This is a genomic window from Bradyrhizobium sp. URHA0013 (assembly GCF_000518345.1).
Lineage (GTDB): Bacteria > Pseudomonadota > Alphaproteobacteria > Rhizobiales > Xanthobacteraceae > Bradyrhizobium.
The window spans coordinates 1474277-1500111 of the sequence record NZ_JADK01000003.1; the positions used below are offsets into that span (position 1 = coordinate 1474277).

General features: G+C 65.2%; 24 protein-coding genes. 10 read left to right on the plus strand and 14 right to left on the minus strand.

Annotation, left to right across the window (positions count from 1 at the left end):
- Positions 1-83: 83 nt before the first annotated feature.
- On the minus strand, positions 84-1631 hold the full coding sequence (gene ffh, locus N551_RS0107220; RefSeq protein ID WP_027566378.1) for a signal recognition particle protein: 1548 nt from the start codon (positions 1629-1631) through the stop codon (positions 84-86).
- A 332-nt stretch (positions 1632-1963) separates the two neighbouring features.
- On the opposite strand from ffh, the gene N551_RS0107225 reads away from it, so the two are divergent.
- Positions 1964-3028, plus strand: coding sequence for an MBL fold metallo-hydrolase (locus N551_RS0107225; RefSeq protein ID WP_027566379.1), 1065 nt, complete (start codon positions 1964-1966; stop codon positions 3026-3028).
- A gap of 41 nt (positions 3029-3069) precedes the next feature.
- Here N551_RS0107225 and N551_RS0107230 read toward each other — a convergent pair whose 3' ends face one another.
- Positions 3070-3789 carry an SIMPL domain-containing protein gene (locus N551_RS0107230; protein ID WP_027566380.1) on the minus strand — a complete coding sequence of 240 codons (720 nt, stop codon included), beginning with the start codon at positions 3787-3789 and terminating at the stop codon, positions 3070-3072.
- Positions 3790-3794: 5 nt separating this feature from the next.
- The gene (locus N551_RS36815) at positions 3795-4571 is read right to left on the minus strand and encodes a GyrI-like domain-containing protein (protein ID WP_027566381.1); all 777 of its coding nucleotides are present in this window, start codon (positions 4569-4571) and stop codon (positions 3795-3797) included.
- Positions 4572-4790: 219 nt separating this feature from the next.
- Between N551_RS36815 and dapF the strand changes: the two genes are divergently transcribed.
- Positions 4791-5666, plus strand: coding sequence for a diaminopimelate epimerase (gene dapF, locus N551_RS0107240; RefSeq protein ID WP_027566382.1), 876 nt, complete (start codon positions 4791-4793; stop codon positions 5664-5666).
- Entirely contained in the window at positions 5666-6919 is a 1254-nt protein-coding gene (gene mtaB, locus N551_RS0107245) for a tRNA (N(6)-L-threonylcarbamoyladenosine(37)-C(2))-methylthiotransferase MtaB (protein WP_027566383.1), read from the plus strand. The genes dapF and mtaB overlap by 1 nt, the downstream gene beginning before the upstream one ends.
- 211 nt (positions 6920-7130) lie before the next feature.
- On the opposite strand, the gene N551_RS0107250 is transcribed toward mtaB, so the two are convergent.
- Both N551_RS0107250 and N551_RS0107255 read right to left on the minus strand, forming a co-directional pair.
- Positions 7131-8240: a DUF2336 domain-containing protein gene (locus tag N551_RS0107250; RefSeq protein ID WP_027566384.1), complete on the minus strand. Its 1110-nt coding sequence runs from the start codon at positions 8238-8240 to the stop codon at positions 7131-7133.
- 136 nt (positions 8241-8376) lie between these two features.
- Positions 8377-9078, minus strand: a complete 702-nt coding sequence (locus N551_RS0107255) for an RluA family pseudouridine synthase (RefSeq protein WP_027566385.1) — start codon at positions 9076-9078, stop codon at positions 8377-8379.
- Positions 9079-9138: 60 nt separating this feature from the next.
- On the opposite strand from N551_RS0107255, the gene ftsY reads away from it, so the two are divergent.
- Entirely contained in the window at positions 9139-10086 is a 948-nt protein-coding gene (gene ftsY / locus N551_RS0107260) for a signal recognition particle-docking protein FtsY (protein ID WP_027566386.1), read from the plus strand.
- A 3-nt stretch (positions 10087-10089) separates the two neighbouring features.
- Entirely contained in the window at positions 10090-10692 is a 603-nt protein-coding gene (locus N551_RS0107265) for a septation protein A (RefSeq protein WP_007598838.1), read from the plus strand.
- A 192-nt stretch (positions 10693-10884) separates the two neighbouring features.
- Here N551_RS0107265 and N551_RS0107270 read toward each other — a convergent pair whose 3' ends face one another.
- From N551_RS0107270 to ccmA, 5 genes are all read right to left on the minus strand, one after another.
- Positions 10885-11481, minus strand: coding sequence for a DsbE family thiol:disulfide interchange protein (locus tag N551_RS0107270; protein ID WP_027566387.1), 597 nt, complete (start codon positions 11479-11481; stop codon positions 10885-10887).
- 10 nt (positions 11482-11491) lie between these two features.
- Positions 11492-11677, minus strand: a complete 186-nt coding sequence (ccmD, locus tag N551_RS0107275; RefSeq protein ID WP_027566388.1) for a heme exporter protein CcmD — start codon at positions 11675-11677, stop codon at positions 11492-11494.
- The gene (locus tag N551_RS0107280; RefSeq protein WP_027566389.1) at positions 11674-12462 is read right to left on the minus strand and encodes a heme ABC transporter permease; all 789 of its coding nucleotides are present in this window, start codon (positions 12460-12462) and stop codon (positions 11674-11676) included. Before N551_RS0107280 ends, ccmD begins: the two co-directional genes overlap by 4 nt.
- A gap of 91 nt (positions 12463-12553) precedes the next feature.
- Positions 12554-13222, minus strand: a complete 669-nt coding sequence (gene ccmB / locus N551_RS0107285) for a heme exporter protein CcmB (protein WP_007598845.1) — start codon at positions 13220-13222, stop codon at positions 12554-12556.
- Between the two features lie 232 nt (positions 13223-13454).
- Positions 13455-14057 (minus strand): heme ABC exporter ATP-binding protein CcmA, encoded by a 603-nt coding sequence (gene ccmA, locus N551_RS0107290; protein WP_027566390.1) that lies wholly within the window; start codon positions 14055-14057, stop codon positions 13455-13457.
- A 242-nt stretch (positions 14058-14299) separates the two neighbouring features.
- Between ccmA and acnA the strand changes: the two genes are divergently transcribed.
- The 3 genes from acnA (at position 14300) to N551_RS0107305 (ending at position 18996) form a co-directional block, all read left to right on the plus strand.
- Complete coding sequence (gene acnA / locus N551_RS0107295) at positions 14300-17020, plus strand: aconitate hydratase AcnA (RefSeq protein ID WP_027566391.1); 2721 nt, start codon at positions 14300-14302, stop codon at positions 17018-17020.
- 233 nt (positions 17021-17253) lie between these two features.
- Complete coding sequence (locus tag N551_RS0107300) at positions 17254-18030, plus strand: thioredoxin family protein (protein ID WP_027566392.1); 777 nt, start codon at positions 17254-17256, stop codon at positions 18028-18030.
- A gap of 597 nt (positions 18031-18627) precedes the next feature.
- Positions 18628-18996, plus strand: coding sequence for a DUF2794 domain-containing protein (locus N551_RS0107305; RefSeq protein ID WP_027566393.1), 369 nt, complete (start codon positions 18628-18630; stop codon positions 18994-18996).
- Between the two features lie 112 nt (positions 18997-19108).
- Here N551_RS0107305 and N551_RS0107310 read toward each other — a convergent pair whose 3' ends face one another.
- From N551_RS0107310 to N551_RS0107325, 4 genes are all read right to left on the minus strand, one after another.
- Entirely contained in the window at positions 19109-19639 is a 531-nt protein-coding gene (locus tag N551_RS0107310) for a GNAT family N-acetyltransferase (protein ID WP_027566394.1), read from the minus strand.
- Between the two features lie 223 nt (positions 19640-19862).
- On the minus strand, positions 19863-20654 hold the full coding sequence (locus N551_RS0107315; protein ID WP_007598855.1) for a Bax inhibitor-1/YccA family protein: 792 nt from the start codon (positions 20652-20654) through the stop codon (positions 19863-19865).
- Between the two features lie 270 nt (positions 20655-20924).
- On the minus strand, positions 20925-23495 hold the full coding sequence (locus N551_RS0107320; RefSeq protein WP_027566395.1) for an ABC transporter permease: 2571 nt from the start codon (positions 23493-23495) through the stop codon (positions 20925-20927).
- On the minus strand, positions 23492-24214 hold the full coding sequence (locus N551_RS0107325) for an ABC transporter ATP-binding protein (protein ID WP_027566396.1): 723 nt from the start codon (positions 24212-24214) through the stop codon (positions 23492-23494). The genes N551_RS0107320 and N551_RS0107325 overlap by 4 nt, the downstream gene beginning before the upstream one ends.
- Positions 24215-24269: 55 nt before the next feature.
- On the opposite strand from N551_RS0107325, the gene N551_RS0107330 reads away from it, so the two are divergent.
- Both N551_RS0107330 and thpR read left to right on the plus strand, forming a co-directional pair.
- Positions 24270-24917 carry an arylesterase gene (locus tag N551_RS0107330; RefSeq protein ID WP_027566397.1) on the plus strand — a complete coding sequence of 216 codons (648 nt, stop codon included), beginning with the start codon at positions 24270-24272 and terminating at the stop codon, positions 24915-24917.
- Between the two features lie 174 nt (positions 24918-25091).
- The gene (thpR, locus tag N551_RS0107335) at positions 25092-25628 is read left to right on the plus strand and encodes an RNA 2',3'-cyclic phosphodiesterase (RefSeq protein ID WP_007598862.1); all 537 of its coding nucleotides are present in this window, start codon (positions 25092-25094) and stop codon (positions 25626-25628) included.
- The last annotated feature ends 207 nt before the right edge of the window (positions 25629-25835 follow it).

The window sequence follows — 25835 nt, forward strand, 5'->3', positions numbered from 1 at the left end:
AGTTCTCCTTCAAAGTACGTTTTGTTCGGTTGATTGGTATTCCGCGTTGCGCGAGACCGTTGCGATCTCCCGCGACGAATTCCTCATTTCTTCTTGCCGGGGAAACCGCCGAGGCCCGGCAGCATAGGCTTGCCGCTCAGCCCGGTCAGACCCGGAACGTTCGGCAGACCCTGGCGCAGTCCGGCAGGTAAATCCTTCGGCAGGCTGGGCAGACCTTGTCCGCCGCCACCCTGCATCTTTTCCTGCAGCGCCTTCATCTCTTCCGGCGAAGGCGGCTTCATGCCGCCGCCAAAGCCCATCGCCTGCGCGATGCCGGCGAGCGGACCGCGCTTGCCGGAGCCCATGGCCTTCATCATGTCGGCCATGTTCCGGTGCATCTTGAGCAGCTTGTTGACCTGCTCGACACTCTGGCCGGAACCTGCGGCGATGCGCTTCTTGCGGCTGGCCTTGAGCAAATCGGGATGACGTCGCTCGTCGCGTGTCATGGAATCGATCACCGCGACCTGGCGCTTCAAGATCTTGTCGTCGATGCCGGCGGCCGCGATCTGGTTCTTCATCTTGGCGATGCCGGGCATCATGCCCATCAGGCCGCTGATGCCGCCCATATTGGCCATCTGCGACAGCTGCTCGCGCATGTCGTTGAGGTCGAACTGACCCTTGCGCATCCGCTCGGCGGTGCGCGCAGCCTTTTCGGCATCGATGTTGGCGGCAGCGCGTTCGACCAGCGACACCACGTCGCCCATGCCGAGGATGCGGCCGGCGATACGGTCGGGATGGAAATCCTCCAGCGCGTCCGTCTTTTCACCGGTGCCGAGCAGCTTGATCGGCTTGCCGGTCACCGCGCGCATCGACAGCGCGGCGCCGCCCCGGCCGTCGCCGTCGACTCGTGTCAGCACGATGCCGGTGAGGCCGACGCGCTCGTCGAAGGCGCGCGCGAGGTTGACGGCGTCCTGGCCGGTGAGGCTGTCCGCCACCAGCAGCACTTCATGCGGATTTGCGGCGGCTTTGATCGCGGCTGCTTCCGCCATCATCTCTTCGTCGAGCGTGGTGCGGCCGGCCGTGTCGAGCAGCACGACGTCGTAGCCGCCGAGCTTGCCGGCCTCGAGCGCGCGCTTCGCGATCTGCGCCGGCTGCTGGCCGGCGACGATCGGCAGCGTCGGTATGTCGAGGTCGCGGCCCAGGACGGCCAGCTGCTCCATCGCCGCGGGACGGTAGATGTCGAGCGATGCCATCAGCACCTTGCGCTTGTCGCGCTGGACCATGCGACGGGCGAGCTTTGCGGTGGTGGTGGTCTTGCCGGAGCCTTGCAGGCCGACCATCATGATCGGCACCGGCGGCACGGAATTGATGTCGATGGTCTGGCTTTCGGCGCCAAGCGTGTTGATCAGCTCGTCGTGGACGATCTTGACCACCATCTGGCCTGGGGTCACCGACTTGACGACGGTGGCGCCGATCGCCTGCTCGCGGACCCGCTCGGTGAAGCTGCGCACCACCTCGAGAGCCACGTCGGCTTCCAGCAGCGCGCGGCGCACCTCGCGCATGGCCGCGTCGACGTCCTTTTCGGTCAGCGCACCGCGCCCCGTCAGACGATCGAGAATGCCGCCAAGCCGTTCCGACAGATTGTCGAACAATGCCGTTGTCCTTTTTCACCTCTGCCCGCATGCGCGGAGGAGGGAGCAGAAAATCCAAACACCTTTACGCCCGAGGGCGCACAGCGCTGTCGGGCGTTGGCCTCTGGCCTCTGGGGCCAGTGGGCGGGTCGAAAAGAAAGCCTTTCCGAGAAAGTGGCCGGGTTAAACGCCGCTGCCGCCCGAAAGTCAAGGAAAGTTAGGGTGGCCGGGGCCGCTTTGGAAGGCAAGGCCTTGAAAAGATGAACTTTCCGGCGGCGGGTTCCTTTTCATCGGAGGCAGCCCATATGAAAGCTTGATGCCCTCCCCCTCAGACCATCCCTGAAGCCAGATCCGTGCCGATCACCCGCCGCCGCCTTTTCGGACTGCTCGCCGGTGCCGGCGCATTGGTCGGCGTGCCCTCCCTTTGGATGTCCCGCATGAAAACCTATGACGGCCCGGTCTCCGACCATTTCGACGGTCTGAACTTCTTCGATCCGGACGGCGTGCCGCCGAAATCGCTTCGAGAGGTCCTGCGCTGGCAATTCGGCGGCAAGCGGCAGCGCGCGAGCTGGCCGGATTGGGCGCCGAGCCCCCATGCCGACACCCCGCCGGACCGCGTCGACGGCGACAAGGTGCGGCTCTCTTTCGTCGGCCACGCCAGCTGGCTGATCCAGACCGGCGGCCTCAATATTCTCGTCGATCCCGTCTGGTCGTCGCGGGTCTCGCCCGTCAGCTTCGCCGGGCCCAAGCGGCACAACGATCCCGGCATTGCGTTCGACAAGCTGCCGAAGATCGATGTCGTGCTGGTCTCGCACGGCCATTACGATCATCTCGACATGGCGACGCTGTCGCGGCTCGCCAAGAATTTTGCCCCGCGTGTGGTGACCCCGCTCGGCAATGACGTCACGATGCGCAGCACCGATGCGACGATCAAGGTGGAAGCGTTCGACTGGCACGATCGCGTCGAGCTCGGCGGCGGCATCGCCGTGACGCTGGTGCCGACCCGGCACTGGTCGGCGCGCGGCATGTTCGATCGCAACAAGGCGCTATGGGCGAGTTTCGTGCTGGAGACGCCGGCGGGGAAAATCTACGTCGTCTGCGATTCCGGCTATGGCGATGGCGGGCATTTCCGCCGAGTCGCCGAGAAGCACGGCCCGCTACGCCTGGCGATCCTCCCGATCGGCGCCTACGAGCCGCGCTGGTTCATGCGCGACCAGCACATGAACCCGGAAGATGCGGTGAAGGCGCTCGCGGATTGCGGCGCGCAAGCCGCACTCGGGCATCATCACGGCACGTTTCAGCTGACCGATGAAGCCATCGATGCGCCGGCGAAGGCCTTGGTCGAGGCGCTCGACGCCGCAAAGGTGCCGCAGGAGCGGTTTGTCGCGATGAAGCCGGGGCAGGTGGTGGAGATTTAGCTTCGCCGGGACGACAATGAGGTCTGTCGCGGCAGCTGCGCCTACTGCTCTTTCGCCTTGATCGCCCAACTCACATTCACCGTCACCGCCAGCGTTTCCTCGCCGGGCGCAACGGCCGCGCCGCCTGCGGCCATCGGCGCTGCGGCCATGCGTCCCTTGAACAGCGGCATCGGGGCGCCGCCTTCGGACACGCTGAGCGGCGCGCCGAGCGTGACGCCGGTGGCCTTGGCGTAGATCTCCGCTTTGCGGCGGGCGTCTGCGACGGCCTTCTCGCGGGCATCGTCGAGTAGTTTCGAGGCCTGCGTCACCTCGAAGGAGATGTTGCCGATATCGTTGGCGCCGGCGCCGACCAACGTGTCGATGATGGCGGCGACCTTGGTCACGTCGCGGATCTTCACGGTGACGCGGTTTGACGCGCGGAAGCCGACCACGGGCGAGGCGCCGGTGGATTTGTTCTGGCCGTATTGCGGCTGCAGCGACAGCCGCGAGGTCTGGTAATCCTTCTCGTCAATGCCTGCGCCCTTCAGCGCCAGCAGCACCTTGCCCATCGCGGCGTTGTTGGCGTCGGACGCTTCCTTCGCAGACTTGGCGTCGTTGGCGACGCCAGCGTCGATCTGCGCCAGATCAGGCGCGCCGGAGATCGTGGCTTCGCCGCTCACCGAAATCGCGGACGGAAAATCGTCGGCAAGCGCAGGCGTTGCCAGCAGCGCGGCGGCAAAGGACGTGACAAGGGAGGTCAAAAGGATGGCAGGCTTTTTCATCGGTCTCACTTCAGCGGCACGAATACATTGATCACGAGCTTGTCCTCGGCCGTCTTCAGGGGATCGGTGAGGTATTCCTCGATGAAGGTGTCCTTGGCTTCCAGCTTCTTGTCGTCGAGGTGATTGGTGATCGCCTCGTAGGTGTTGTCCATGTTGTCGTAGGAGCCGCGATGGACGAATTTCAGCGCCTTGCCCTCCGGCGATTTGCCGACGCTCATGTCCTTGGGCAGGTTCTTCGGGTCCTGCTCGACCGGGATCTCGGCCAGGAAGGTGAAGCCGGTATCGTCGGTCGAGGTGTAGACGATCATCGAATTGCCGGCGTGCTTGATGCCCTGCTTGTCCAGCAGCGTGTTCAGCGCCTTGAAGGCGTCGATCAGCGTGTCGAAGGCCGAGTCCCAATTGGCAGTGCCCTTGACCATCACGACCTTCTTAGGCTCGAGCGTGGTCTCCTGTCCGAACGGATCGGCCGTCTGCACGGGAGCCGGCGTCGCGGCTGCAGCGGGCGGCGGGGCGGGGCTCGGTGAGGCACTGGCTGCGGGCGAGGTTGCAGGGGACGCTGCAGGCGACGTTGAAGGGCTTGGCGAGGCGCTGGCCGCCGGCGAGGGCGTGGCCACGGGTGCAGCGCTCGCGGCCGGGGAGGGCGAAGCTGACGGGACCGGCGAGGGGCTCGCCGATGCGGCCGGCGCCGGGCTCGGCGTTTGGGCCAGCGTGGCCGACAGACCAAACGACAAGGCCGCTGCCGGAATCAGCGCGGCCAAAGCGAGACGACGAAACCTGAACATTTTTATTCTCCCCAATAGCTTATCCGCCATGGCCTTACGTCCCCGAGGCCTTAACCCGGCCGCATGTCCCGGTTGCGCGAATTTCGCCGTTCTAACACGCGAGCGCCGAATTCGTCCCATGACAGATGCGTCATGGCAGCCTCCTGGCTCTTGTCGGCAAATCACTGGCCAAGAGGGCCAAGGATCGCCATATAAGGCAGGCGAAATTCGGGAATTTTCATGAGCGCGCTGGCCAACCACGTATTTGCCAAGATGAACGGCATCGGCAACGAGATCGTCGTTGTCGACATGCGCGATTCCGCCACGACGGTCACCCCGGACGACGCCCGTGCGGTGGCATCGGCGCGAGGCGGTGTGCCCTACGACCAGCTCATGGTGCTGCAGAAGCCGCGCTTCGACGGCACCGAAGCTTTCATCAGCATCTACAACTGTGACGGCTCCGAGGCCGGCGCCTGCGGCAACGGCATGCGCTGCGTGGTGCGGCGCGTCTTCGAGAAGACCGGCCAGACCAATGCGACGTTCGAGACGGCCGCGGGCCTGCTCAATGCCTGGCAGGGTCCGGCGCCGGATCTTTATACGGTGGACATGGGCGCGCCGAAATTCGGCTGGCAGGACATTCCGCTCGACCAGGAATTCCGCGACACCCGCTACATCGAATTGCAGATCGGCCCGATCGACAATCCGATCCTGCATTCGCCCTCAGTCGTCAGCATGGGCAATCCGCATGCGATCTTCTGGGTCGATGACGTCAACGCCTACGATCTCGAGCGTTTCGGTCCGCTGCTGGAGAACCATCCGATCTTTCCGGAGCGCGCCAACATCACGCTCGCCCATATCGTCGATCCCCAGCACATCACGATCCGCACCTGGGAGCGCGGCGCCGGCCTGACCAGGGCCTGCGGCTCGGCCGCATGTGCCACGGCGGTTGCGGCGGCGCGGCTGAAGCGCGCCGAGCGCAATGTCGAGATCGCGCTGCCCGGCGGCAAGCTCGGGATCGAATGGCGCGAGCGCGACGATCACGTGCTGATGACGGGCACGGCGACTTTCGAATATGAAGGCCGTTTCGATCCGGCGCTGTTCGCGCCGGTCGGGTGATGAGCGTCGACATCGTCACCTTCGGCTGCCGCCTCAACGCCTTTGAAGCCGAGGTGATCCGCCGCGAGGCCGAGGGCGCAGGCCTTTCAGATACCATCGTCATCAACAGCTGCGCCGTCACCAACGAAGCGGTGGCGCAGGCGCGCCAGTTGATCCGCAAGCTGAAACGCGAGCGGCCGGCAGCGCGCATCGTCGTCACCGGTTGCGCGGCGCAGACGCAAAGCGGCATGTTCGCCGAGATGGCCGAGGTCGATCGCGTCGTCGGCAATGACGACAAAATGCGGTCGTCCGCATGGCGCGAGGCGCGTGCGGCGTTCGATCTTGGTGCGAGCGAAAAAATCGCCGTCAGCGACATCATGGCGGTGAAGGAGATGGCGCCGCATCTCATCGACGGCTTTGCGAGCGGCCTGCCGCGCGTGTTCGTGCAGGTGCAGAACGGCTGCGACCATCGCTGCACTTTCTGCATCATTCCGTTCGGGCGCGGCAATTCGCGCTCGGTGCCGATGGGCGCGGTGGTCGATCAGGTCCGGGCGTTGGTCGCGCGCGGCCATGCCGAGATCGTGCTGACCGGCGTCGATCTCACCAGCTACGGCGCCGACCTGCCGGGTACGCCGAAACTCGGCGTGCTGACGAAGCAGATCTTGCGGCATGTGCCGGAGCTGAGGCGCTTGCGCATCTCCTCGATCGATTCGATCGAGGCGGACAGCGATCTGTTGGATGCCATCGCCGACGATCCGCGGTTGATGCCGCATCTGCAACTGTCGCTGCAGTCCGGCGACGACATGATCTTGAAGCGCATGAAGCGGCGGCATACGCGCGGCGACGCGATCGCGTTCTGCGATCGGGTCCGCCGGCTGCGCCCGGACATCGCGCTGGGGGCCGACATCATCGCGGGCTTTCCGACCGAGACCGAGGAGATGTTCTCGCGCTCGCTCGACCTGGTCAGGGAATGCGGCCTGACATTCCTCCACGTCTTCCCCTATTCGCCGCGTCCCGGCACGCCGGCCGCGCGGATGCCGCAGGTTGCGGGCGGCGCAATCAAGGAGCGGTCGAAGCGGCTGCGCTCGGCCGGTGAGGCTGCGCTTCTGCAGCGGCTGCAAGCCGAGATCGGGGCCACGCGTGAGGTGCTGATCGAGAGCGACGGTCAGGGACGGACGGAGCATTATCTGCCGGTGGCAATTGCGGGCGAGCGTATCGGCAGTGTCGTGCCGCTGCGGATCGCCGGTCGTGATGGCGCGCGGCTGACTGCTTAGCCTCGTTGCGGCGAGTGACGACGCGCTGTACCTCCAGCGTCGTCCCGGCGAAGGCCGGGACCCATACCGCGTGATCTATCGGTGATCCGCGGTGCTTGTCCCAACCAAGCAGAGTAACGGACCGTCGTCGCCAAACTTCTCCCTGTGGTTATGGGTCCCGGCCTTCGCCGGGACGACACCGAGGGTGGAGAAGCAGCGCGCCCCAAACAGCCTACAACGCCCGCACCTGCCAGAACCGCAGCGTCCGCCGCGCATTCTCCGGGGTCATGCGCGCGTAATGGCTTTGAGCCCTTGCGATGTCGGCCGGTTTCATCGCGCCGCTCGCAAAGCGGCTTTGGAGCACGGCGGCGGTGGTTTCCCAGCTGAGCTGCGCCGCCTTGCACGGCACCAGCAGGCCGTCCTCGCGCAGGCTTTGCATCAGCGGGCGAATCACTTCGACGGTCGATCCCGACAATGCGGCCAATGCGGCCACCGCTTCTTCATAACGCCGCTGCGTTGCGAAGCCGAGCAGCGTCGCTTCGCCGAGCTGGCCGGTCGCCTTCAGGCCTGCGACGGCGCGCTTGGCACCTTCGAAATCGCGGACCCCCGACATCTCGCGCTCGACACCGACGGTGACGGCTGCGATCGCGGTCTGGATCTCCTCGAACAGATGCGGCGGAGCGCGCGACAACAGCCGGGTCCGCACGGCGTCCGTTGCCGAGCGCAGCAATTGACGACGCAGGTCTGAGGGCAGATCGACGCGGACGCCAACGCTGACCGCGAGCTCGGGGTCGGCCTCGGCCTGTCCGACGATGACGGCAAATCCGTTGCCGGACACGCGCGCGCCGGGATTGGCGGCGAGCCGCCGGCTGACGCTGGGATAGCGCCGCGCCAGCAATGCATCGGTGACGATCTCCTTCAGCCACCAGCGTCCGGCGACCGCGAGCAGATGCGGCTCGCCCTTGCTCGAGGCGATCTGCACCAGCGCGCCGTCGTCGAGGCGCGCGGATTCCTGCAGCACGGGACCAGCGATGCGGATTTCGTCATTGTTGGCGAGCCGGCGAATGACCGATGGCGGCGCCTGCGCGATCGGCGCGAGCTGCGCGCTGATCTCGGCGAGCGCTACGCGCGCGCCCATGTCGGCGATGGCGCGGAGCTCGATGGTGCCGATCAGGCGATCGAGCACGTCGTCAAACAGTGCGATCTGCTCGTCGTCGAAACTGCCGGCGGAGGACAGGAACAGGTCGGTGACGCGGCGGGCTGTTGCCAGGCCCTTTTCCGCCGAGCCAGTCCGAAGCGCGGACTCGACCTCGTCGATGATCGATAACTCGGCCGTGGACATGACGCGCAGCTCGTCCTGAGCAGATTGACGGAAGCTTGTTCTAAGCAACCGCTATCATTAGCGACGAGCACTGAACGTTTCGTAAACTATAGGGAGCGCTGCGCGGCCTCCTCACCATGAGGGGCGAGCAGCTGGGCTACTCCCCGTTCCACCCGCAGGCGCGGAGCCGCTCGTGCATGTGGGGTGGGGCCGGCGCCACCACGCGGACCGGCTCCTTGTTGCGGGAGATCGGTACCACGATCTCGCGGGAATGCAGGTGCAGCTTCGGCTCGCCGAAGCGCGGGCCGTTGCCGTAAATGTTATCGCCGAAGATCGGCCAGCCGGTCGCGGACGAATGCACCCGCAATTGATGGGTCCGTCCCGTCACCGGTTCCATGGCGAGCCAAGTGAGGCCGGCGCCCCGGCCCATCACCTTCCAGTTGGTGATGGCCTTCTGGCCCTCGGGATCGGGCTTCTGCCACCAGCCGCGTTCGGCGTTGAGTCGCCCGAGCGGCATATCGATGGTGCCTTCGTCCTCGGTGGGGCCGCCCTCGACGATGGTCCAGTAGGTCTTGCCGATCTTGCCATGCTTGAACAGCAGGCCGAGCGAGGCCGTCGCCTTGCGATGGCGGCCGAGCACGAGGCAACCCGAGGTGTCCTTGTCCAACCGGTGGGCCAGCACCGGCGGCCGCGGCAGGCCGAAACGGAGCGCGTCGAAGGAGGTTTCGAGGTTCGCGCCGCCCTTGGGTCCGCGATGCACCGGCAGGCCGGCCGGCTTGTCGATGACCAGCATTAATCCGTCGCGATGGAGCACGCGCGCCAGGATTTCTTCGGCGGTCAATTCGGGAACATCGAGCAATTGCAGGACTTTCGGTCAAGACTTTCGTTTGCGAGCCGGAACGGCTAACACACCGCCATCATGAACGATACCACCCCCGAGACCCCCAAGCTGAGCTGGTGGCGCCGCCTGTCCGACGGGCTGAAGCGCACCTCGTCCTCGCTCGGGACCGCGGTCGCCGATCTCGTCACCAAGCGCAAGCTCGACCGCGCCATGCTCGACGACATCGAGGACGTGCTGCTGCGCGCCGACCTCGGCACCTCGGTCGCGGTGCGGATCGCGGATGCGGTTGGCACGGGACGCTACGACAAGGCGATCTCGGCGGACGAGGTCAAGGACGTCGTCGCGACCGAGGTCGAGAAGGTGCTGGCGGCGGTGGCGAAGCCGCTCGAGATCGACGCCGGCAGGAAGCCGTTCGTCATCCTCGTGGTCGGCGTCAACGGCTCCGGCAAGACCACCACCATCGGAAAACTCTCGCAAAAATTCGCGTCCGAAGGCCGCAAGGTGATGCTGGCCGCCGGCGACACGTTTCGCGCAGCAGCGATCGAGCAGCTCAAGGTCTGGGGCGAACGCACGAAGACGCCCGTCATATCAGGTGCGCAGGGCTCGGATTCGGCGAGCCTCGCCTTCAATGCGCTGACGGCGGCGAAGGAGCAGGCCATCGACGTGCTCCTGATCGACACGGCCGGGCGGCTTCAGAACAAGGCCGAGCTGATGAACGAGCTCGAAAAGGTCGTGCGCGTCATCCGCAAGGTGGACGCGACTGCGCCGCATGCGGTGCTGCTCGTGCTGGACGCCACCGTCGGCCAGAACGCGCTATCGCAGGTCGAGGCCTTCCATCGCACCGCCGGGGTCACCGGCCTCGTGATGACCAAGCTCGACGGCACCGCCCGCGGCGGCATTCTGGTGGCGCTCGCGGAGAAATTCAAACTGCCGGTGCATTTCATCGGCGTCGGCGAAGGCGTCGACGATCTCGCGCCGTTCACCGCGCGTGATTTCGCCCGCGCGATAGCCGGAATCGAAAGCTGAAGAATGGACAAGACCCAGCCGCATCCGTTGTTCAAGCTTGCCACCGAGCTTGGCCCGCTGCTCGTGTTCTTCTTCGTGAATGCGAAGTTCAATCTGTTCGCCGCGACCGGCGCCTTCATGGTCGCGATCGTCGCGGCGATGATCGCCTCCTATGTGGTGACGCGGCACATCCCGATCATGGCGATCGTGACAGGCGTCATCGTGCTGGTGTTCGGCACGCTGACCCTGGTGCTGCACGACGAGACCTTCATCAAGCTCAAGCCGACCATCATCTACGCTTTGTTCGCTGCGATCCTCGGCGGCGGCCTGTTGTTCGGCCGCTCCTTCATCGCCGTCATGTTCGACCAGATGTTCAATTTGACGCCGCAGGGCTGGCGCATCCTCACCTTACGCTGGGCGCTGTTCTTCGCCGGCATGGCGGTCTTGAACGAGATCGTCTGGCGCACCCAGAGCACGGATTTCTGGGTCAACTTCAAGGTGTTCGGCGTCACGCCGATCACCATGATCTTCGCCATCGCCCAGATGCCGCTGACCAAGCGCTACCACCTCGAGCCGGCGTCGCTGGAAGCGAGCGAGGCCGAGGCGGGCGATGTGAGGAAGGGGTAAGGTCTCTCAAATCGTCATTGCGAGCCCAGCGCGGCTACATACTCGACTGTCATCGCCCGGCTTGACCGGGCGATCCAGTATTCCAGAGACAGTCGTGAGGTACGGAGGAGCTGCGGCGTACTGGATGCCCCGGTCAAGCCGGGGCATGACAGCGGTGTTTGGGGTTGGGTCCTTCTCACACTGACGACAGAGCTAGCTCCCGGCCGCCTTCAACGCCTTCTCCATCTGCGGCAACAGCACCGTGCGCAAGTTCTCCGGCGTGATCGGCCCGACCAGCTTGTAGACGATGGTGCCTTCGCGACCGACGACGAAAGTCTCGGGCACGCCATAGACGCCCCATTCGATCGAGGCGCGGCCATTGGCATCGACGCCGACGTGGCCGAACGGGTTGCCGTAGCGCCCCAGGAAGCGCCGCGCATTGTCGGTGGCATCCTTGTAGTTGATGCCGACAAGCTGGAAGCGCTTGTCTTTTGCCAATTCGGTCAGCAGCGGCGCCTCGTCGTGGCACGGCACGCACCAGGACGCCCAGACATTGACGAGGCTGACCTTGCCCTTGAACGCAGCGGGATCGAGGCCGGGGATCTGCGTGTTGTCAGCCTGCAATCCCTCGAGCGGCGGCAGCGTGGTTTGCGGCACCGGCCGTCCGATCAGGGCGGAAGGGATCCGCGAGGGATCGCCGCTACCGAGCCGGAACCAGAACAGCAACGCCAGGCCGATGAACGCAATCAGCGGCAGCACCATCAGGAAGGTGCGGCGCTGCGGCGGAGCGGACGTCGATTGCTCGCTCATGCTTGATCTCTCATGACCGATCCGTCGCGCTACGGCCGGAGCGACGGGTCACGCCGCTGCGCTCGAGCTCGCGCAGGCGCTGTGTCTGGCTACGATAATCGAGCACGATCCAGCCGATCAGGATCACGACCACGAGGCCGGCCGCGGCATAGGACGTCACGATGAAAGACGCGTAGGGACCGAGCGACATGATCATGCAGCCCCAGCTTCTTTTGACGTGCTGCCTTCACGCGAGCCGGTGCCGACTTCTGAAAACGCCACCCGGCTCGCCTGCATCATCTGCAGGGACCGCACGCGCCGACGCAAGATCTCGTTGCGCATCGCCGCCAGATGCAGCGTGACGAACAGCAGGGTGAACGCGATCGCCATCACCAGCAACGGAATCAAAAAGGATTTGTCGAGCGACGAGCCGCCCATCCGCATCACCGAGGCCGGCTGGTGCAGCGTGTTCCACCAATCGACCGAGAACTTGATGATGGGCAGGTTGATGGCGCCGACCAGCGTCAGCACGGCGGCGGCGCGCGCCGCGCGGGAGGGCTCGTCGACCGCGCGCCACAGCGCCATCAGGCCGAGATACATCAGGAACAGGATCAGCACCGAGGTCAGCCGCGCGTCCCATTCCCAATAGGTGCCCCACATCGGCCGGCCCCACAGCGAGCCGGTCAGCAGCGCAAGGAAGGTGAAGCTGGCACCGATCGGCGCGGCAGCCTTGGCGGCGACGTCGGCGAGCGGATGCCGCCATACCAGCGTGCCCAGCGAGGCGATGCTCATCACCCCCCACACGAACATCGACAGCCAGGCATTGGGCACGTGGATGAACATGATCTTCACCGTCGCGCCCTGCTGATAGTCGTCGGGCGCGGTGGCGGACTGATAGAGCCCGATCGCGAGCAGGATGATTGTCGCAGCCGCAAGCCACGGCAGCAGCCGCGCCGTCAGCGCGAGGAACCGTGTGGGGTTGGCGAGGTCGATCAGCGTCATGGTATCCTGATAATCACAGGTAAGCGCTCACGCAATCAGCACGAAAGTCCGCAGCGAAAGTTGATCGGGGTCAAGGTCAGTCCAGTCCATCTCAATCCAGCCCATGCTTCAGGCTCGCCGCAGCTGCGAAGGGGCCGATCACGAGGCTGACCAGCGACAGCGCGCACAGGATCGAGAACGGCGCGCCGAATGTCATGGGGCCGACGATCACCGCCTGCGAGGCCGCGACGCCGAAGATCAGCACCGGGATCGACAGCGGCAGCACCAGGACCGCCATCAGCAAGCCGCCTCGATGCAGCGTCACCGCCAGCGCCGCCCCGATCATTCCGGTAAACGTCAGCGCCGGGGTGCCGGCGAGCAGCGTCAGCGCCACCGCGCCGGTCGCGACCATGTCGAGGTTGAGCAGCAGGCCGAGCACGGGAGTTGCGACGATCAGCGGCAGGCCGGCGGCCAGCCAATGCGCCAGCGCCTTCGCCGCGCAGGCGAGTTCCAGCGGCGTCCGGCTCATCGTGATCAGGTCGAGCGAGCCGTCCTCGTGGTCGGCCATGAACAGCCGGTCCAGCGTCAGCAGGCTCGCCAGCAGCGCCCCCAGCCACAGGATCGCCGGCCCGAGCCGCGACAGCAGTGCCAGATCCGGCCCCACCGCAAACGGCATCAGCACCACCACGGTCAGGAAGAACAGCACGCCAATCAACGCCCCGCCGCCGACGCGGAGCGCGATCCGGATGTCCCGGCGAATGAGGGCAGACAGGGCGGTCATGGGGGGCTCCCATCGTGCCTGAGGCACGGTGCGATCCCTCCCCCGTTTGCGGGGGAGGGTTGGGGAGAGGGTGTCTCGACAACGAAGATTCCCCCAGCGGAGAGAACCCTCACCCGGCGCTGCGCGCCGACCTCTCCCGCAAGCGGGAGAGGCGAGGGAGCCCGCGGCGACGACTGCGTCCCGGGTGCGAGAGCGGCGACCGGCCGCTCGAAAAGTTGAGGGTCCACGGGAATCATGCCGTCCCCCCGATCCGCAGCTCCCGCGAATCGATCCCGAGCGGGGCGTGGGTGGCGGCGATGATCAGGCCGCCGTGGCCGAGGTGCTCGCGCATCAATCCGGAAAACATGTCCTGGCCCGCGACATCCAGCGCCGTGGTCGGCTCGTCCAATAGCCAGACCGGCCGGCGGACGGTCAGCAGGCGGGCCAGCGAGAGCCGGCGGCGCTGGCCGGCGGACAGGAAGGCGGCAGGCAGATCGGCGGCATGGTCGAGCCCGACGATGGCGAGGCTGTCGCCGGCGGCGAAACGCTCCCCGCCGAGAAAATCGGCCCAAAATGTCAGATTCTCCGCCACGCTCAGCGCCGGCTTCAGGGCGTCGCGATGGCCGAGATAGTGGCATTGCTCCGGCAATGTCAGCTCGGCGTCGCCTCCGTCCAGCGCGATCGTGCCGCCCGCCGGAATGAGCAGGCCCGCGATCAGCCGCAGCAGCGAGGTCTTGCCCGATCCGTTGCGGCCGACGACCGCCACGGCTTCGCCGGAGACGGCCCCGAAGTCGAGCCTGGCAAACACCTCGCGGCCGCCCCGCACGCATGTGACCCCGCGTCCGGAAAGCTTCATCTCGCCTCGTATCGATCCGCTCAAAGCCAGGCCTCAGGAAAACTTGGGGTAGCGTATGGGAATTTTTGGCTCGCGGATTGCCGCGGCACGTTTGTGGCTGTGGCGGCGCGGTTAGAAAGCTTCTATAAGCCCGGAACTACTTGATGCAGCAACTCAACCTGCCCCTGCAAGCGACTCAGCCTGCCTACGCTGACGGTGTTAAAATACCCTGCCGGGTATAACTAACAATTGGGATTTCCTACATGACCTCGCTCGACAGCTTCAAATGCAAAAAGACCCTCAAGGTCGGCGCCAAGACCTATGTCTATTACAGCCTGCCCACGGCCGAGAAGAATGGTCTGAAGGGAATTTCGAAACTCCCCTATTCGATGAAGGTCCTGCTCGAGAACCTGCTCCGCAACGAGGACGGCCGCTCGGTCAAGAAGGAAGACATCGTCGCGGTGTCGAAATGGCTGCGCAAGAAGTCGCTGGAGCATGAGATCGCCTTCCGCCCGGCGCGCGTGCTGATGCAGGACTTCACCGGCGTGCCCGCCGTGGTCGATCTCGCCGCGATGCGCAATGCGATGCAGAAGCTCGGCGGCGATGCCGAGAAGATCAATCCGCTGGTGCCGGTCGACCTCGTCATCGACCACTCCGTGATCGTGAACTTCTTCGGTGACAACAAGGCCTTCGGCAAGAACGTCACCGAGGAATACAAGCAGAACCAGGAGCGCTACGAGTTCCTGAAATGGGGCCAGAAGGCGTTCTCGAACTTCTCCGTCGTGCCGCCCGGCACCGGCATCTGCCACCAGGTCAATCTCGAATATCTCTCCCAGACGGTCTGGACCAAGAAGGAGAAGATGACGGTCGGCAAGAAGACCGGCACCTTCGAGGTCGCCTATCCCGACTCGCTGGTCGGCACCGATTCCCACACCACCATGGTCAACGGTCTCGCCGTGCTCGGCTGGGGCGTCGGCGGCATCGAGGCGGAAGCCTGCATGCTCGGCCAGCCGCTGTCGATGCTGTTGCCCAACGTCGTCGGCTTCAAGCTGAAGGGCGCGATGAAGGAAGGCGTCACCGCGACCGATCTCGTGCTGACGGTGACGCAGATGCTGCGCAAGCTCGGCGTCGTCGGCAAGTTCGTCGAGTTCTTCGGCCCCGGCCTCGACCATCTCTCGGTCGCCGACAAGGCGACGATCGCCAACATGGCGCCCGAATATGGCGCGACCTGCGGCTTCTTCCCGGTCGATGCCGCGGCACTCGATTATCTCAAGACCTCCGGCCGCGCCTCGGCGCGCGTCGCGCTGGTGCAGGCCTATGCGAAGGCCCAAGGGCTGTTCCGCACCGCCAAGTCGCCCGATCCGGTGTTCACGGAGACGCTGACGCTCGACCTCGGTGATGTCGTTCCGTCGATGGCCGGTCCGAAGCGCCCCGAAGGCCGCATTGCGCTGCCGTCCGTGCCCGAGGGTTTCTCGCTCGCGCTCGCCAGCGAATACAAGAAGGCCGAGGAGCCGGGCAAGCGCTTCGCCGTTGACGGCAAGAAGTTCGACATCGGCCATGGCGACGTCGTGATCGCCGCGATCACCTCCTGCACCAACACCTCGAACCCGAGCGTGCTGATCGGCGCCGGTCTGCTGGCGCGCAACGCCGCCGCGAAGGGCCTCAAGGCAAAGCCGTGGGTGAAGACCTCGCTGGCACCCGGCAGCCAGGTGGTGGCGGCCTATCTCGCGGATTCCGGTCTCCAGGCCGATCTCGACAAGGTCGGATTCAACCTGGTCGGCTTCGGCTGCACCACCTGCATCGGCAATTCCGGTCCGCTGCCCGAGGAGATCTCGAAGTCGATCAACGACAACGGCATCGTCGCGGCTGCGGTGCTCTCCGGCAATCGCAACTTCGAAGGCCGTGTCTCGCCGGACGTGCAGGCGAACTACCTCGCCTCGCCGCCGCTCGTGGTCGCTCATGCGCTCGCGGGCACCGTCACCAAGAACCTCGCCATCGAGCCGCTCGGTGAAGGCAAGGACGGCAAGCCGGTGTACCTCAAGGACATCTGGCCGACGACGAAGGAGATCAACGCCTTCATGAAGAAGTTCGTGACCGCGTCGATCTTCAAGAAGAAGTATGCCGACGTGTTCAAGGGCGACACCAACTGGCGCAAGATCAAGACGGTCGAGAGCGAGACCTATCGCTGGAACATGAGCTCGACCTATGTGCAGAACCCGCCCTATTTCGAAGGCATGAAGAAGGAGCCGGAGCCGGTCACCGACATCGTCGAGGCCCGCATCCTTGCCATGTTCGGCGACAAGATCACCACCGACCACATCTCGCCGGCCGGTTCGATCAAGCTCACCTCGCCCGCCGGCAAATATCTCAGCGAGCACCAGGTGCGTCCGGCCGACTTCAACCAGTACGGCACGCGCCGCGGCAACCACGAAGTCATGATGCGCGGCACCTTCGCCAATATCCGCATCAAGAATTTTATGCTCAAGGGCGCGGATGGAAATATCCCAGAGGGCGGTCTGACAAAACACTGGCCCGACGGCGAGCAGATGTCGATCTACGACGCCGCGATGAAGTACCAGCAGGAGCAGGTGCCGCTGGTGGTGTTCGCCGGCGCCGAATACGGCAACGGCTCCTCGCGCGACTGGGCCGCGAAGGGCACGCGGCTGCTCGGCGTGCGTGCCGTGATCTGCCAGAGCTTCGAGCGCATCCACCGCTCCAACCTGGTCGGCATGGGCGTGCTGCCGCTGACCTTCGAGGACGGCACCTCCTGGTCGTCGCTCGGTCTGAAGGGCGACGAGAAGGTCACGCTGCGCGGCCTCATCGGCGACCTCAAGCCGCGCCAGAAGCTGACCGCGGAGATCGTCTCCGGCGACGGTTCGCTGCAACGCGTTTCGCTGCTCTGCCGCATCGATACGCTGGACGAGCTCGAATACTACCGCAACGGCGGCATCCTGCACTACGTGCTGCGCAAGCTCGCGGCGTAAGCGCGGATTTGTGAACGGTGGCTCACTGCGAAGTGAGTAGTAGGTTACACGAAGGCGGCCTATCACAAGGCCGCCTTCACGCGTTTGCGGGAGGCTTCGGATGGCCCGCCCGGCGGAGAACCTCACGCCCTGGACGGCTGCTGTGGCGGACGAATGTGTGAGGCCCGTAAGACTACGGTGACCATCCGGCGGTAAGCTTTCCCTCTCGCGAGCAATGGTGTGCGGCGTTCGACATGACAACAATGACGGCTTCTCATCTGGTTTCACGTTGGTCCGGCGCCCTCTGGTCGGGTGCACTTGGTCTCTGTGCGATCGTCGCCGTCATTCGTCCTGCCGAGGCTGATCCCCGCGCCGTTGTCGAATTGTTTACCTCGCAGGGCTGCTCCTCCTGCCCGCCGGCCGACAAGATCATCGGCGACCTCGCCCGCGATCCCTCGATCATCGCGCTGAGCATGCCGATCGACTATTGGGACTATCTCGGCTGGAAGGACACATTGGCCGATTCGCGCTTCTCTGCACGGCAGCGTGCCTATTCGCGCATGCGCGGCGACCGCGAAGTCTACACGCCGCAGGTCGTGGTCAACGGCTCCACGCATGTCGTGGGCAGCGATCGCACTGGCATCGAAAGCGCGATCGGCAAAACCGACACGGGCACTGGTGTGATGAGCGTGCCGGTGACGATGTCGCTCGCGGGCAAGCAGATCAACGTCTCGGTGGCCGCGAGCAAGGAGCCGACGGCGTCCCATGGCGAGGTCTGGATCTGCTCGATTGCGAAGTCGGTGCCGATCGCGATCAGCCGCGGTGAAAATCGCGGACAGCAGGTCATCTATCACAACGTGGTGCGCAACCTGCTCAAGGTCGGCGACTGGACCGGCCGTCCGGAAAGCTGGACGGTGCCGATCGAGAACCTCACGCGCGACGGCGTCGACGGTGCTGTGGTCTACGTCCAGGACGGCAGCCGGGAAAAGCCGGGCCCGATGCTGGGCGCGGCGTACACGTCGCTGCACTAACGCGCACACTTCGAATTTTCCGATTCAAGCACAGTCTCAATCCTCATGGTGAGGAGCGCGCTCTTGCGCGCGTCTCGAACCACGCAGGCCCTGCTGAGGCAGCTCGGCCTCGATCCTTCGAGACGCCGCTTCGCGGCTCCACAGGATGAGGGGAGGGAGTGTTCTCGCTGATGAGGAAGAGATCCGTCGAGGCGAAAACATCCCGGGACAAACAAAACCGGCCCAAACAAAAAAGGACCAACTCGCGTTGGCCCTCCTTGTCGTGCGAACAGACCCGATCCTGACGGCCCCGGGGGGCTGGGGGCTGAGGAATCCGGAACCGAAAGGACCGGGTCAACGCACACAAGTCTTTTCGCAATGCAGGGCGGCAGTCGCTTGGCGGAAAAGCGGCGACACTATGATTCCTGCTAACGATCCCGTGACGGTTTGCCGCGACAGAGTTCCACCGCTGCGTGTGGGCGGTTTGCTCCGGTCCAACGTCCTTACGGGGCCCCTTGCAGTGGGGAACAGTTGGCGCGATCATGCAACTGTCATGATCCGCGGTTCCGGGGACGGTCTTCGCGGACGCGGTCATGCTGATACGACAGGAGGCAGCCTATGAGTCTGTCGGAGGATGCCGATCCGAGCGAACAGCGCGCGGCGGCGCGCCCCGCCGCATCGAATGCGCAACCGAGCCGCGTAACGTTCAACCGGCTCGAGCTGCACCGTATTCTCAATCTCTACGGCCGGATGGTCGCCGACGGCGAGTGGCGCGACTACGCCATCGACTTCCTCAAGGATCGCGCCGTGTTCTCGGTCTTTCGCCGCGCTTCGGAAGTGCCGATCTATCGCATCGAGAAGGATCCGCGCCTCGCGCGCAAGCAGGGCATGTACAGCGTGATCTCGGCGACGGGCCTGATCCTGCGCCGCGGCCACGAGCTGGAGCGCGTGCTCCTGGTGATCGATCGCAAGCTGGCGGTGGTATAGCGGCGCGCTCGGTGCTGTAGGGTGGGCAAAGGCGCATCGCGCCGTGCCCACCATCTTTCGTCAAACGCGTTGGTGATGGTGGGCACGCTTCGCTTTGCCCACCCAACGAGACCTATTTTGTCGGCACGCTCTTCGCGCCCTCGCCGAGGTCGCGCTGCATCATCACCGTGTCCAGCCAGCGGCCGAATTTCAGCCCGACGCTGGGATGCGTGCCGATCATCTTGAAGCCGCCCTTGGTGTGCACGCCGATCGAGCCGGCATTGGCGGAATCGCCGATCACCGCGATCATCTGGCGGAAGCCGCGCGCCTCGCATTCGACGATCAGCCGCTCCAGCAGGAGCGCTCCGAGGCCGCGGCGGTGGAATGAGGGATCGAGATAGATCGAGTTCTCGACCGTGAAGCGGTAGGCCGGCCGCGGCCGGTAGGCACCGGCATAGGCGTAGCCGGCAACGCGCCCGTCGAGGATGGCGACGAAATAGGGATAGCCGCCGTCGATCAGCGTGCGGTAGCGGCGCGTCATCTCGGTGAGGTCGGGCGGCTCCAGCTCGAATGTCGCGGTGCCCTCGCGGACAGCCTGCTGGTAGATGGCGGTGATGGCGGGCAGGTCGGCCTCAAGGGTGGGCCTGATTTCGGGTGCGGACATGCCGCAAGATTAGAGCCTTCCCGGGACGACTGGAAGAGGCAACGGCCTCCCCACGTCGTCATTGCGAGCGGAACGAATCAATCCAGAAATGCGTCCGTGGAAGGACTCTGGATTGCTTCGTCGCAAGAGCTCCTCGCAATGACGTTGGTTGAGGGAACATCACGCCCAAACCAAAACCCCGGCCTTTCGGCCGGGGCTGGTGTCGTTCGCTCTGGTCTGGCGCTTAGTCGCGCTGGCCGAGGAGCTGCAGGAGCAGCGTGAACAGGTTGATGAAGTTCAGGTACAGCGACAGCGCGCCGGTGATGGCCGCACGCTCTGCGATGTCACCGCCGGCCGAGGCGTAGCCGTAGATGTAGTCGTTCTTCAGCCGCTGGGTATCCCAGGCGGTGAGGCCCGCGAACACCAGCACGCCGACCACCGACACGACGAACTGCAGCACCGAGCTCGCCAGGAACAGGTTCACCAGGCTCGCGATGACGATGCCGATCAGGCCCATGAACAGGAACGAACCCATTCCGCTCATGTCACGTTTGGTGGTGTAGCCGTAGAGGCTGAGCGCGCCGAAGGTCGCCGCGGTGATGAAGAACACCCGCACGATCGAGGTGTGGGTGAACACCAGGAAGATCGAGGACAGCGAGACGCCCATCAGCGCCGCGAACACCCAGAACAGGATCTGGGCGGTCGAGGGAGCGAGACGGTTGATGCCCGCCGAGATCACGAACACCATGGCGAGCGGCGCGAGCATGAACAGCCACTTCAGGGGGCTGACGAACATCGCGTAGCCGAACGGCGTCAGGAACAGCTTGCCGACGCGGACGGCTTCCGGGGTCGGAACATCCGTCACGGCGGCCATGTAGACGCCGAGCGCGGCCAAGCCGGTGATGGCCAGGCCGATGCTCATGTAGTTGTAGATGCGCAGCATGTAGGCGCGCAGGCCGGCATCGACCGTCGCGGCGTCAACACGCCCGGCGGCCCTGCCGAAAGGAGAAGCGTAATTGCGGTCTAGGTCCGACATGGTCGAATTCCCGTTGGTTGGTCCGGTCCGGCATGAGGGTCGCCACGCCGCCGGTTCGTCAAATTCTATCTCGGATACCGATGTCTGCCGACTAAATTTTGGCTAACAATCGGGGCTCCGAACCCATTCGATATGTGGGAAACTAACACATCCGCTGCAACCGTCCACGCGCGGCTGAATGTCGCCCTTCCCTGCAATCCAGACGAGCGGACGTGGTTAATCGCCGGAATCGTGCCATTTCGCTCCCGTGCCGCCGCCCGCTACCATTTGTCACAAATTCCGCAACACCGTGGCGGGCTTTTTGTTCAACGCCAGCAGCGTGCCGGCGAGACCCAGGCCGACCGTGACGACCAAGGCAGCCGCGACCACGCCGGCGGCGCTGCCGCCCTGCCAGACGAAGGTGAGGGTCATCAGTCGGGTCACGATCATCCAGGCCGCGACGCTGCCGGCGAAAACGCCGAACATTGCGGTTGCAAGCCCGATCAAGAGGTATTCGAGCGCATAGGCGCCGAGCAGCCGCAGCCGGGTCGCGCCGAGGGTCTTGAGGATCACCGCATCGTAGACCCGGTGGCGGTGGCCGGCGGCGAGAGCGCCGCCCAACACTAGGATCGCCGAGATCAGGGTCACGGCGCTGGCGCCGCGGATCGCCAGCGCCAGATTGGTCACGACCGAGCCGACCGTCTCCATCACCTCGCGCACGCGCACGCTCGTCACCATCGGATAGGCGTCAGCGACCTCCTTGATGATCTTGCCGTCGCCGGCCGCATCGCCGCCGGCTTCCGTCAGCGTCGCGATATGGGTGTGCGGCGCGCCCTTGAATGCGTTCGGGGAGAACACGAGGACGAAATTGATGCCGAGGCCCTGCCAGTCGATGCTGCGAAGATTGCTGATCTTTGCGGGGATGTCGCGGCCGAGGATATTGACCACGACCTCGTCGCCGAGCTTGAGGCCGAGTCCGTCCGCGATCTTCTTCTCCATCGAAACCAGCGGCGGGCCGGAATAATCGGCGCTCCACCACTCGCCCTCGACCACCTTGGAGCCTTTCGGCAGCTCGGCGGTATAGGTCAGGCCACGGTCGCTCTGCAGCACCCACTCGGAATCGGTGCTGGGCTTGAGCTCTTCGGCGCGGACGCCACGGGCTCCGACGATGCGCCCGCGCAGCATCGGGACGTCATCGACCGTCGCGCCAGGGGCGATCTGGCGCAGATATGAGTCGAACTGCTCGGCCTGCGTGCTCGGAATATCGATGAAGAAGAACGATGGCGCGTGCTCGGGCAGTGCGGCCAGGAACTGCCGGCGCAGATTGCCGTCGATCTGGGTGATGGTGACGAGCACGGCGAGCCCGAGGCCAAGCGACAGCACGACCGAGGGCGTCAACGCGCCCGGCCGGTGGATGTTGGCGATCGCAAGTCGCAGCATTGGCCAGCGCGTGCGCGGCAGCCGCCGCGCGATCGTCATCAGCAGCGCGGCAATGCCGCGCAGCAGCGCGAACACGACCACGGAGGAGGCCACGAACACCGCGGCGATGCGCTTGTCGAAGGACAGCCCGATCACGACCGCGATGAGCAGCGCGATCACGACGGCCATGAAGATGAGATAGCTCCAGCGTGGCCGATGCCATTCGGAGCTGATGGTGTCGCGGAACAGGGCGGCCACCGGCACGTCGTGCACCCGCCCGAGCGGCCACAGGCCGAAGGCAAGCGCCGTGAGCAGCCCGTAGACGAACGACAGCGCGAGTTCGTCGGCATGCACCGCCGGCACCACCGGCAGCGGCAGCAGCTTGCCGAACAGGCCGACGATCGCGAAAGGCATCGCGGCGCCGAGCGCGAGGCCGATCGCCGAGCCGATCGCGGCGAGCAGGAGAACCTGGGCGAGATAAATGCCGAACACGTCGCGCCCGGTGGCGCCGACGGCCTTGAAGGCCGCGATCACCTCGAGCTTGTGGTCGATGTGGGCCTTGACGGCATTGGCGACACCGACGCCGCCGACCAGCAGCGCGGCGAGGCCGACTAGCGTCAGGAACTGCGTGAAGCGGTTGATGTTGCGCTCGAGCTGCGGCGAGGCATTGGAGCGGCTGCGGACCTCCCAGCCGGCCTGCGGCGCGGCGTTGCGGGCGTCCGCGATGAAGGCGTCGGTGGTGCGCTCGCTATTGGCGATCTCCGGCAGCTTCACACGATAGACCCAGCGCACCAGGCTGCCGGGCTGGACCAGCCCCGTGGCGCGCAGGCCCGCTTCGCTGATCAGGAAACGCGGGCCGAAGCCGATGCCGCCGGCGAGCTTGTCGGGCTCGGCTTCGACGGCGCTGCGGATCTGGAACGTCGCAGCCCCGACGGTGACGCGATCGCCGGTCTTGAGCGACAGCCGCGCCAGCAGTGTCGGATCGGCGGCCGCGCCGAACGCGCCGTCGCGCTCCGCGAGCAGGTCGGACATCGGCAGCGGTGGCGCCAGCGTCAACTGGCCGAGCATCGGATAGGTGTCGTCGACGGCCTTCATCTCGACGAGCGCCAGCTTGCCCTCGGCCGAGCGCGCCATGCCGCGCAGTGTGGCGGCGCTCGAGACGGTGCCGCGCGAACGCAGGAAGGCGACTTCCTCCGGCTTCGCCTCGCGCTGAAACAGGACGAACGACACGTCGCCGCCGAGCAGCGTACGACCCTCGCGCGCGAGGCCGTCGCTCAGGCTCGCCGAGACCGAGCCGACACCGGCGATCGCCATCACGCCGAGCGCGATGCAGGCGATGAAGACGTAGAAGCCGCGCAGGCCGCCGCGCAATTCGCGCAGCGCGTAGCGCAGCGACAGCGCGACGCCGTTGGGCTTCGCAAACGGTTCGGCAGCAGCGCTCATGCCGGCGCCGACTGCGTGTCGATGCGCCCGGAGCGCAGGCGGATCACGCGATCGCAGCGATGCGCGAGCGACGAATCATGCGTGACCAGCACCAGCGTCATGCCGCGCTCGGCATGCTTGCTGAACAGGAGGTCGACGATCTGTTGTCCCGTGGCTTCGTCGAGATTGCCGGTCGGCTCGTCGGCAACGAGTATCGCGGGATCGGGTGCCAGCGCGCGGGCCAGCGCGACGCGCTGCTGCTCGCCGCCGGAGAGCTGCGTCGGATAATGATGCAGACGGTCGCCGAGCCCGACCGATTGCAGCTCCTGCGCCGCGCGCGTTGCGGCGTCGGGATTGCCCGCAAGCTCGAGCGGCACCGCGACGTTCTCCAGGGCGGTCATGGTCGGGATCAGGTGGAAGGACTGGAAGACGATGCCGACCTGGCGGCCGCGGAAGCGGGCCAGCGCGTCCTCGTCGAGGGCATTGAAAGGCGTGCCGCTGACCACCACCTCTCCGCTATCAGGACGCTCCAGCCCCGCCATCACCATCAGCAGCGTGGATTTGCCCGAGCCTGACGGGCCGATCAGGCCGATCGTCTCGCTCCGGCCCACGCGCAAGCTGATATCCTTGAGAATGTGAACGCGTGCCGCGCCCGTACCCAATGACAGATTGACGTTGGAGATGGCGATGGTGTCGGCCGAACTGTCGGCGAGCGAAGAGGAAGAGATGCGAGTGTCCATGGTCCGGTCATATGGCAACTCCGTACGCGCGGTCGAGAGGCGTTACGGATTGTTCATGCACATAGCCGTGTTGATGTTCGCTTTGATGACGGTCGCAAATCCGGCATGGGCTCCGGCATGGGCCGAGGCGGCGAAGCCGATCAAGCTGGTGGTTCTCGGCGATTCCCTGAGCGCCGGCCTCGGCCTCCCGGCCCAGCAAGCGTTCCCCACCAAGCTTCAAAAAGCTTTGCAAGACAAAGGCATAGAGGTCGATATGACCAATGCCGGGGTCTCCGGCGACACCTCCTCCGGGGGCCGTGACCGGCTCGACTGGTCGGTCCCCGACGGAACCGACGGTGTGATCATCGAGCTCGGCGCCAACGATGCGCTGCGCGGCATCGATCCCGATTTGACGCGCGCCGCGCTGACCGAGATCGTCCTGCGCCTCAAGGCGCGCAAGATCGCGGTGATGCTGTGCGGCATGCTGGCGCCGCCGAATTACGGCGCGGACTATGCCGCGCGCTTCAATTCGATTTATCCGGATCTGGCGAAAAAATTTGGCGTGCCGCTCTATCCGTTTTTTCTCGACGGTGTCGCGGCCGATGCCAAGCTCAACCAGGCCGACGGCATTCATCCGACCGCGGCCGGCGTCGACATCATCGTCAAGAATATCTTGCCCACGGTTGAGGCATTCATTGGCACGATAGCTGAGCAGCGGCGTTGAAAAGCAGGCAGCGCCGACCGTAATTCCCAGGGTTTTACCGGGGTGAGGCGCGCGATGCTTCGCAGAGTCACACAACTGCGATAGGAATTAAGGTACCGGTGATTCGTCGCCGGCTCTAAAATTTGGATATGATCTTGCCCTGGGATCATGCCCAAGCATCGGGAGTGCGAAACGATGCCGCGTTTGTTCACTGGTCTGGAAATTCCGGCCGAGATTGGCCAGTCGCTTTCCAATTTGCGGGGCGGCCTTCCCGGCGCCCGCTGGATCGATCCCGAAAATTACCACGTCACCCTGCGCTTCATCGGCAATATCGACGGCATGTCCGCCAACGAAATCGCCTCGATGCTGTTTCGCGTCGATCGCAAGCCGTTCGAGGTGAAGGTGCAGGGTTTGCAGAGTTTCGGCGGACGCAAGCCGCGCGCGGTGGTCGCCACCATCGTGCCGAGCAAGCCGCTGATGGAATTGCAGGCCGAACTCGAGCGCCTGATGCAACGGATCGGCCTCGACCCGGAAGGCCGCAAGTTCATCCCGCATGTCACGCTGGCCCGGCTGCACGACGCCACCGACCGTGACGTCGCCGATTATCTCTCGCTGCGCGGCTATTTTCCCAGCAAGGCGTTCACGGCCGAGCGTTTTGTTTTGTTCTCGTCCCGCGCCTCAACCGGCGGCGGCCCGTATGTGGTCGAGGACGCGTACGAGCTGTGTGAGTAGCGAAGCTCTCGTGCCCCGGACGCTGCGCAGCGCGAAGCGGTGCGCTGCAGAGCCGGGGCCCATCGCTCCACGATCGATGTACCAAATGGTGGGTCCCGGCTCTGCGCAGCAGCGTTGCACGCTGTAGTGCGTCCGGGACACCGAACGCATAGCGCCCCGCCCCAATTCACGGCTTGCAATTTCCGCTCATCTCTGGCGGTAAAGAGC

What these genes read in the sequence shown, in the direction of transcription:
- N551_RS0107315 (WP_007598855.1), bottom strand. Translation starts at nt 20,654, where the DNA reads ATGTCGGACCTAGACCGCAATTACGCTTCTCCTTTCGGCAGGGCCGCC.
- N551_RS0107250 (WP_027566384.1), bottom strand. Translation starts at nt 8,240, where the DNA reads ATGTCCACGGCCGAGTTATCGATCATCGACGAGGTCGAGTCCGCGCTT.
- mtaB (WP_027566383.1), top strand. Translation starts at nt 5,666, where the DNA reads ATGAGCGTCGACATCGTCACCTTCGGCTGCCGCCTCAACGCCTTTGAA.
- ccmD (WP_027566388.1), bottom strand. Translation starts at nt 11,677, where the DNA reads ATGATCATGTCGCTCGGTCCCTACGCGTCTTTCATCGTGACGTCCTAT.
- N551_RS0107330 (WP_027566397.1), top strand. Translation starts at nt 24,270, where the DNA reads ATGCACATAGCCGTGTTGATGTTCGCTTTGATGACGGTCGCAAATCCG.
- N551_RS0107305 (WP_027566393.1), top strand. Translation starts at nt 18,628, where the DNA reads ATGAGTCTGTCGGAGGATGCCGATCCGAGCGAACAGCGCGCGGCGGCG.
- N551_RS0107325 (WP_027566396.1), bottom strand. Translation starts at nt 24,214, where the DNA reads ATGGACACTCGCATCTCTTCCTCTTCGCTCGCCGACAGTTCGGCCGAC.
- thpR (WP_007598862.1), top strand. Translation starts at nt 25,092, where the DNA reads ATGCCGCGTTTGTTCACTGGTCTGGAAATTCCGGCCGAGATTGGCCAG.
- ccmA (WP_027566390.1), bottom strand. Translation starts at nt 14,057, where the DNA reads ATGAAGCTTTCCGGACGCGGGGTCACATGCGTGCGGGGCGGCCGCGAG.
- N551_RS0107270 (WP_027566387.1), bottom strand. Translation starts at nt 11,481, where the DNA reads ATGAGCGAGCAATCGACGTCCGCTCCGCCGCAGCGCCGCACCTTCCTG.
- N551_RS0107310 (WP_027566394.1), bottom strand. Translation starts at nt 19,639, where the DNA reads ATGTCCGCACCCGAAATCAGGCCCACCCTTGAGGCCGACCTGCCCGCC.
- dapF (WP_027566382.1), top strand. Translation starts at nt 4,791, where the DNA reads ATGAGCGCGCTGGCCAACCACGTATTTGCCAAGATGAACGGCATCGGC.
- N551_RS0107300 (WP_027566392.1), top strand. Translation starts at nt 17,254, where the DNA reads ATGACAACAATGACGGCTTCTCATCTGGTTTCACGTTGGTCCGGCGCC.
- N551_RS0107320 (WP_027566395.1), bottom strand. Translation starts at nt 23,495, where the DNA reads ATGAGCGCTGCTGCCGAACCGTTTGCGAAGCCCAACGGCGTCGCGCTG.
- acnA (WP_027566391.1), top strand. Translation starts at nt 14,300, where the DNA reads ATGACCTCGCTCGACAGCTTCAAATGCAAAAAGACCCTCAAGGTCGGC.
- N551_RS0107280 (WP_027566389.1), bottom strand. Translation starts at nt 12,462, where the DNA reads ATGACGCTGATCGACCTCGCCAACCCCACACGGTTCCTCGCGCTGACG.
- N551_RS36815 (WP_027566381.1), bottom strand. Translation starts at nt 4,571, where the DNA reads ATGTTCAGGTTTCGTCGTCTCGCTTTGGCCGCGCTGATTCCGGCAGCG.
- ftsY (WP_027566386.1), top strand. Translation starts at nt 9,139, where the DNA reads ATGAACGATACCACCCCCGAGACCCCCAAGCTGAGCTGGTGGCGCCGC.
- ccmB (WP_007598845.1), bottom strand. Translation starts at nt 13,222, where the DNA reads ATGACCGCCCTGTCTGCCCTCATTCGCCGGGACATCCGGATCGCGCTC.
- N551_RS0107265 (WP_007598838.1), top strand. Translation starts at nt 10,090, where the DNA reads ATGGACAAGACCCAGCCGCATCCGTTGTTCAAGCTTGCCACCGAGCTT.
- N551_RS0107230 (WP_027566380.1), bottom strand. Translation starts at nt 3,789, where the DNA reads ATGAAAAAGCCTGCCATCCTTTTGACCTCCCTTGTCACGTCCTTTGCC.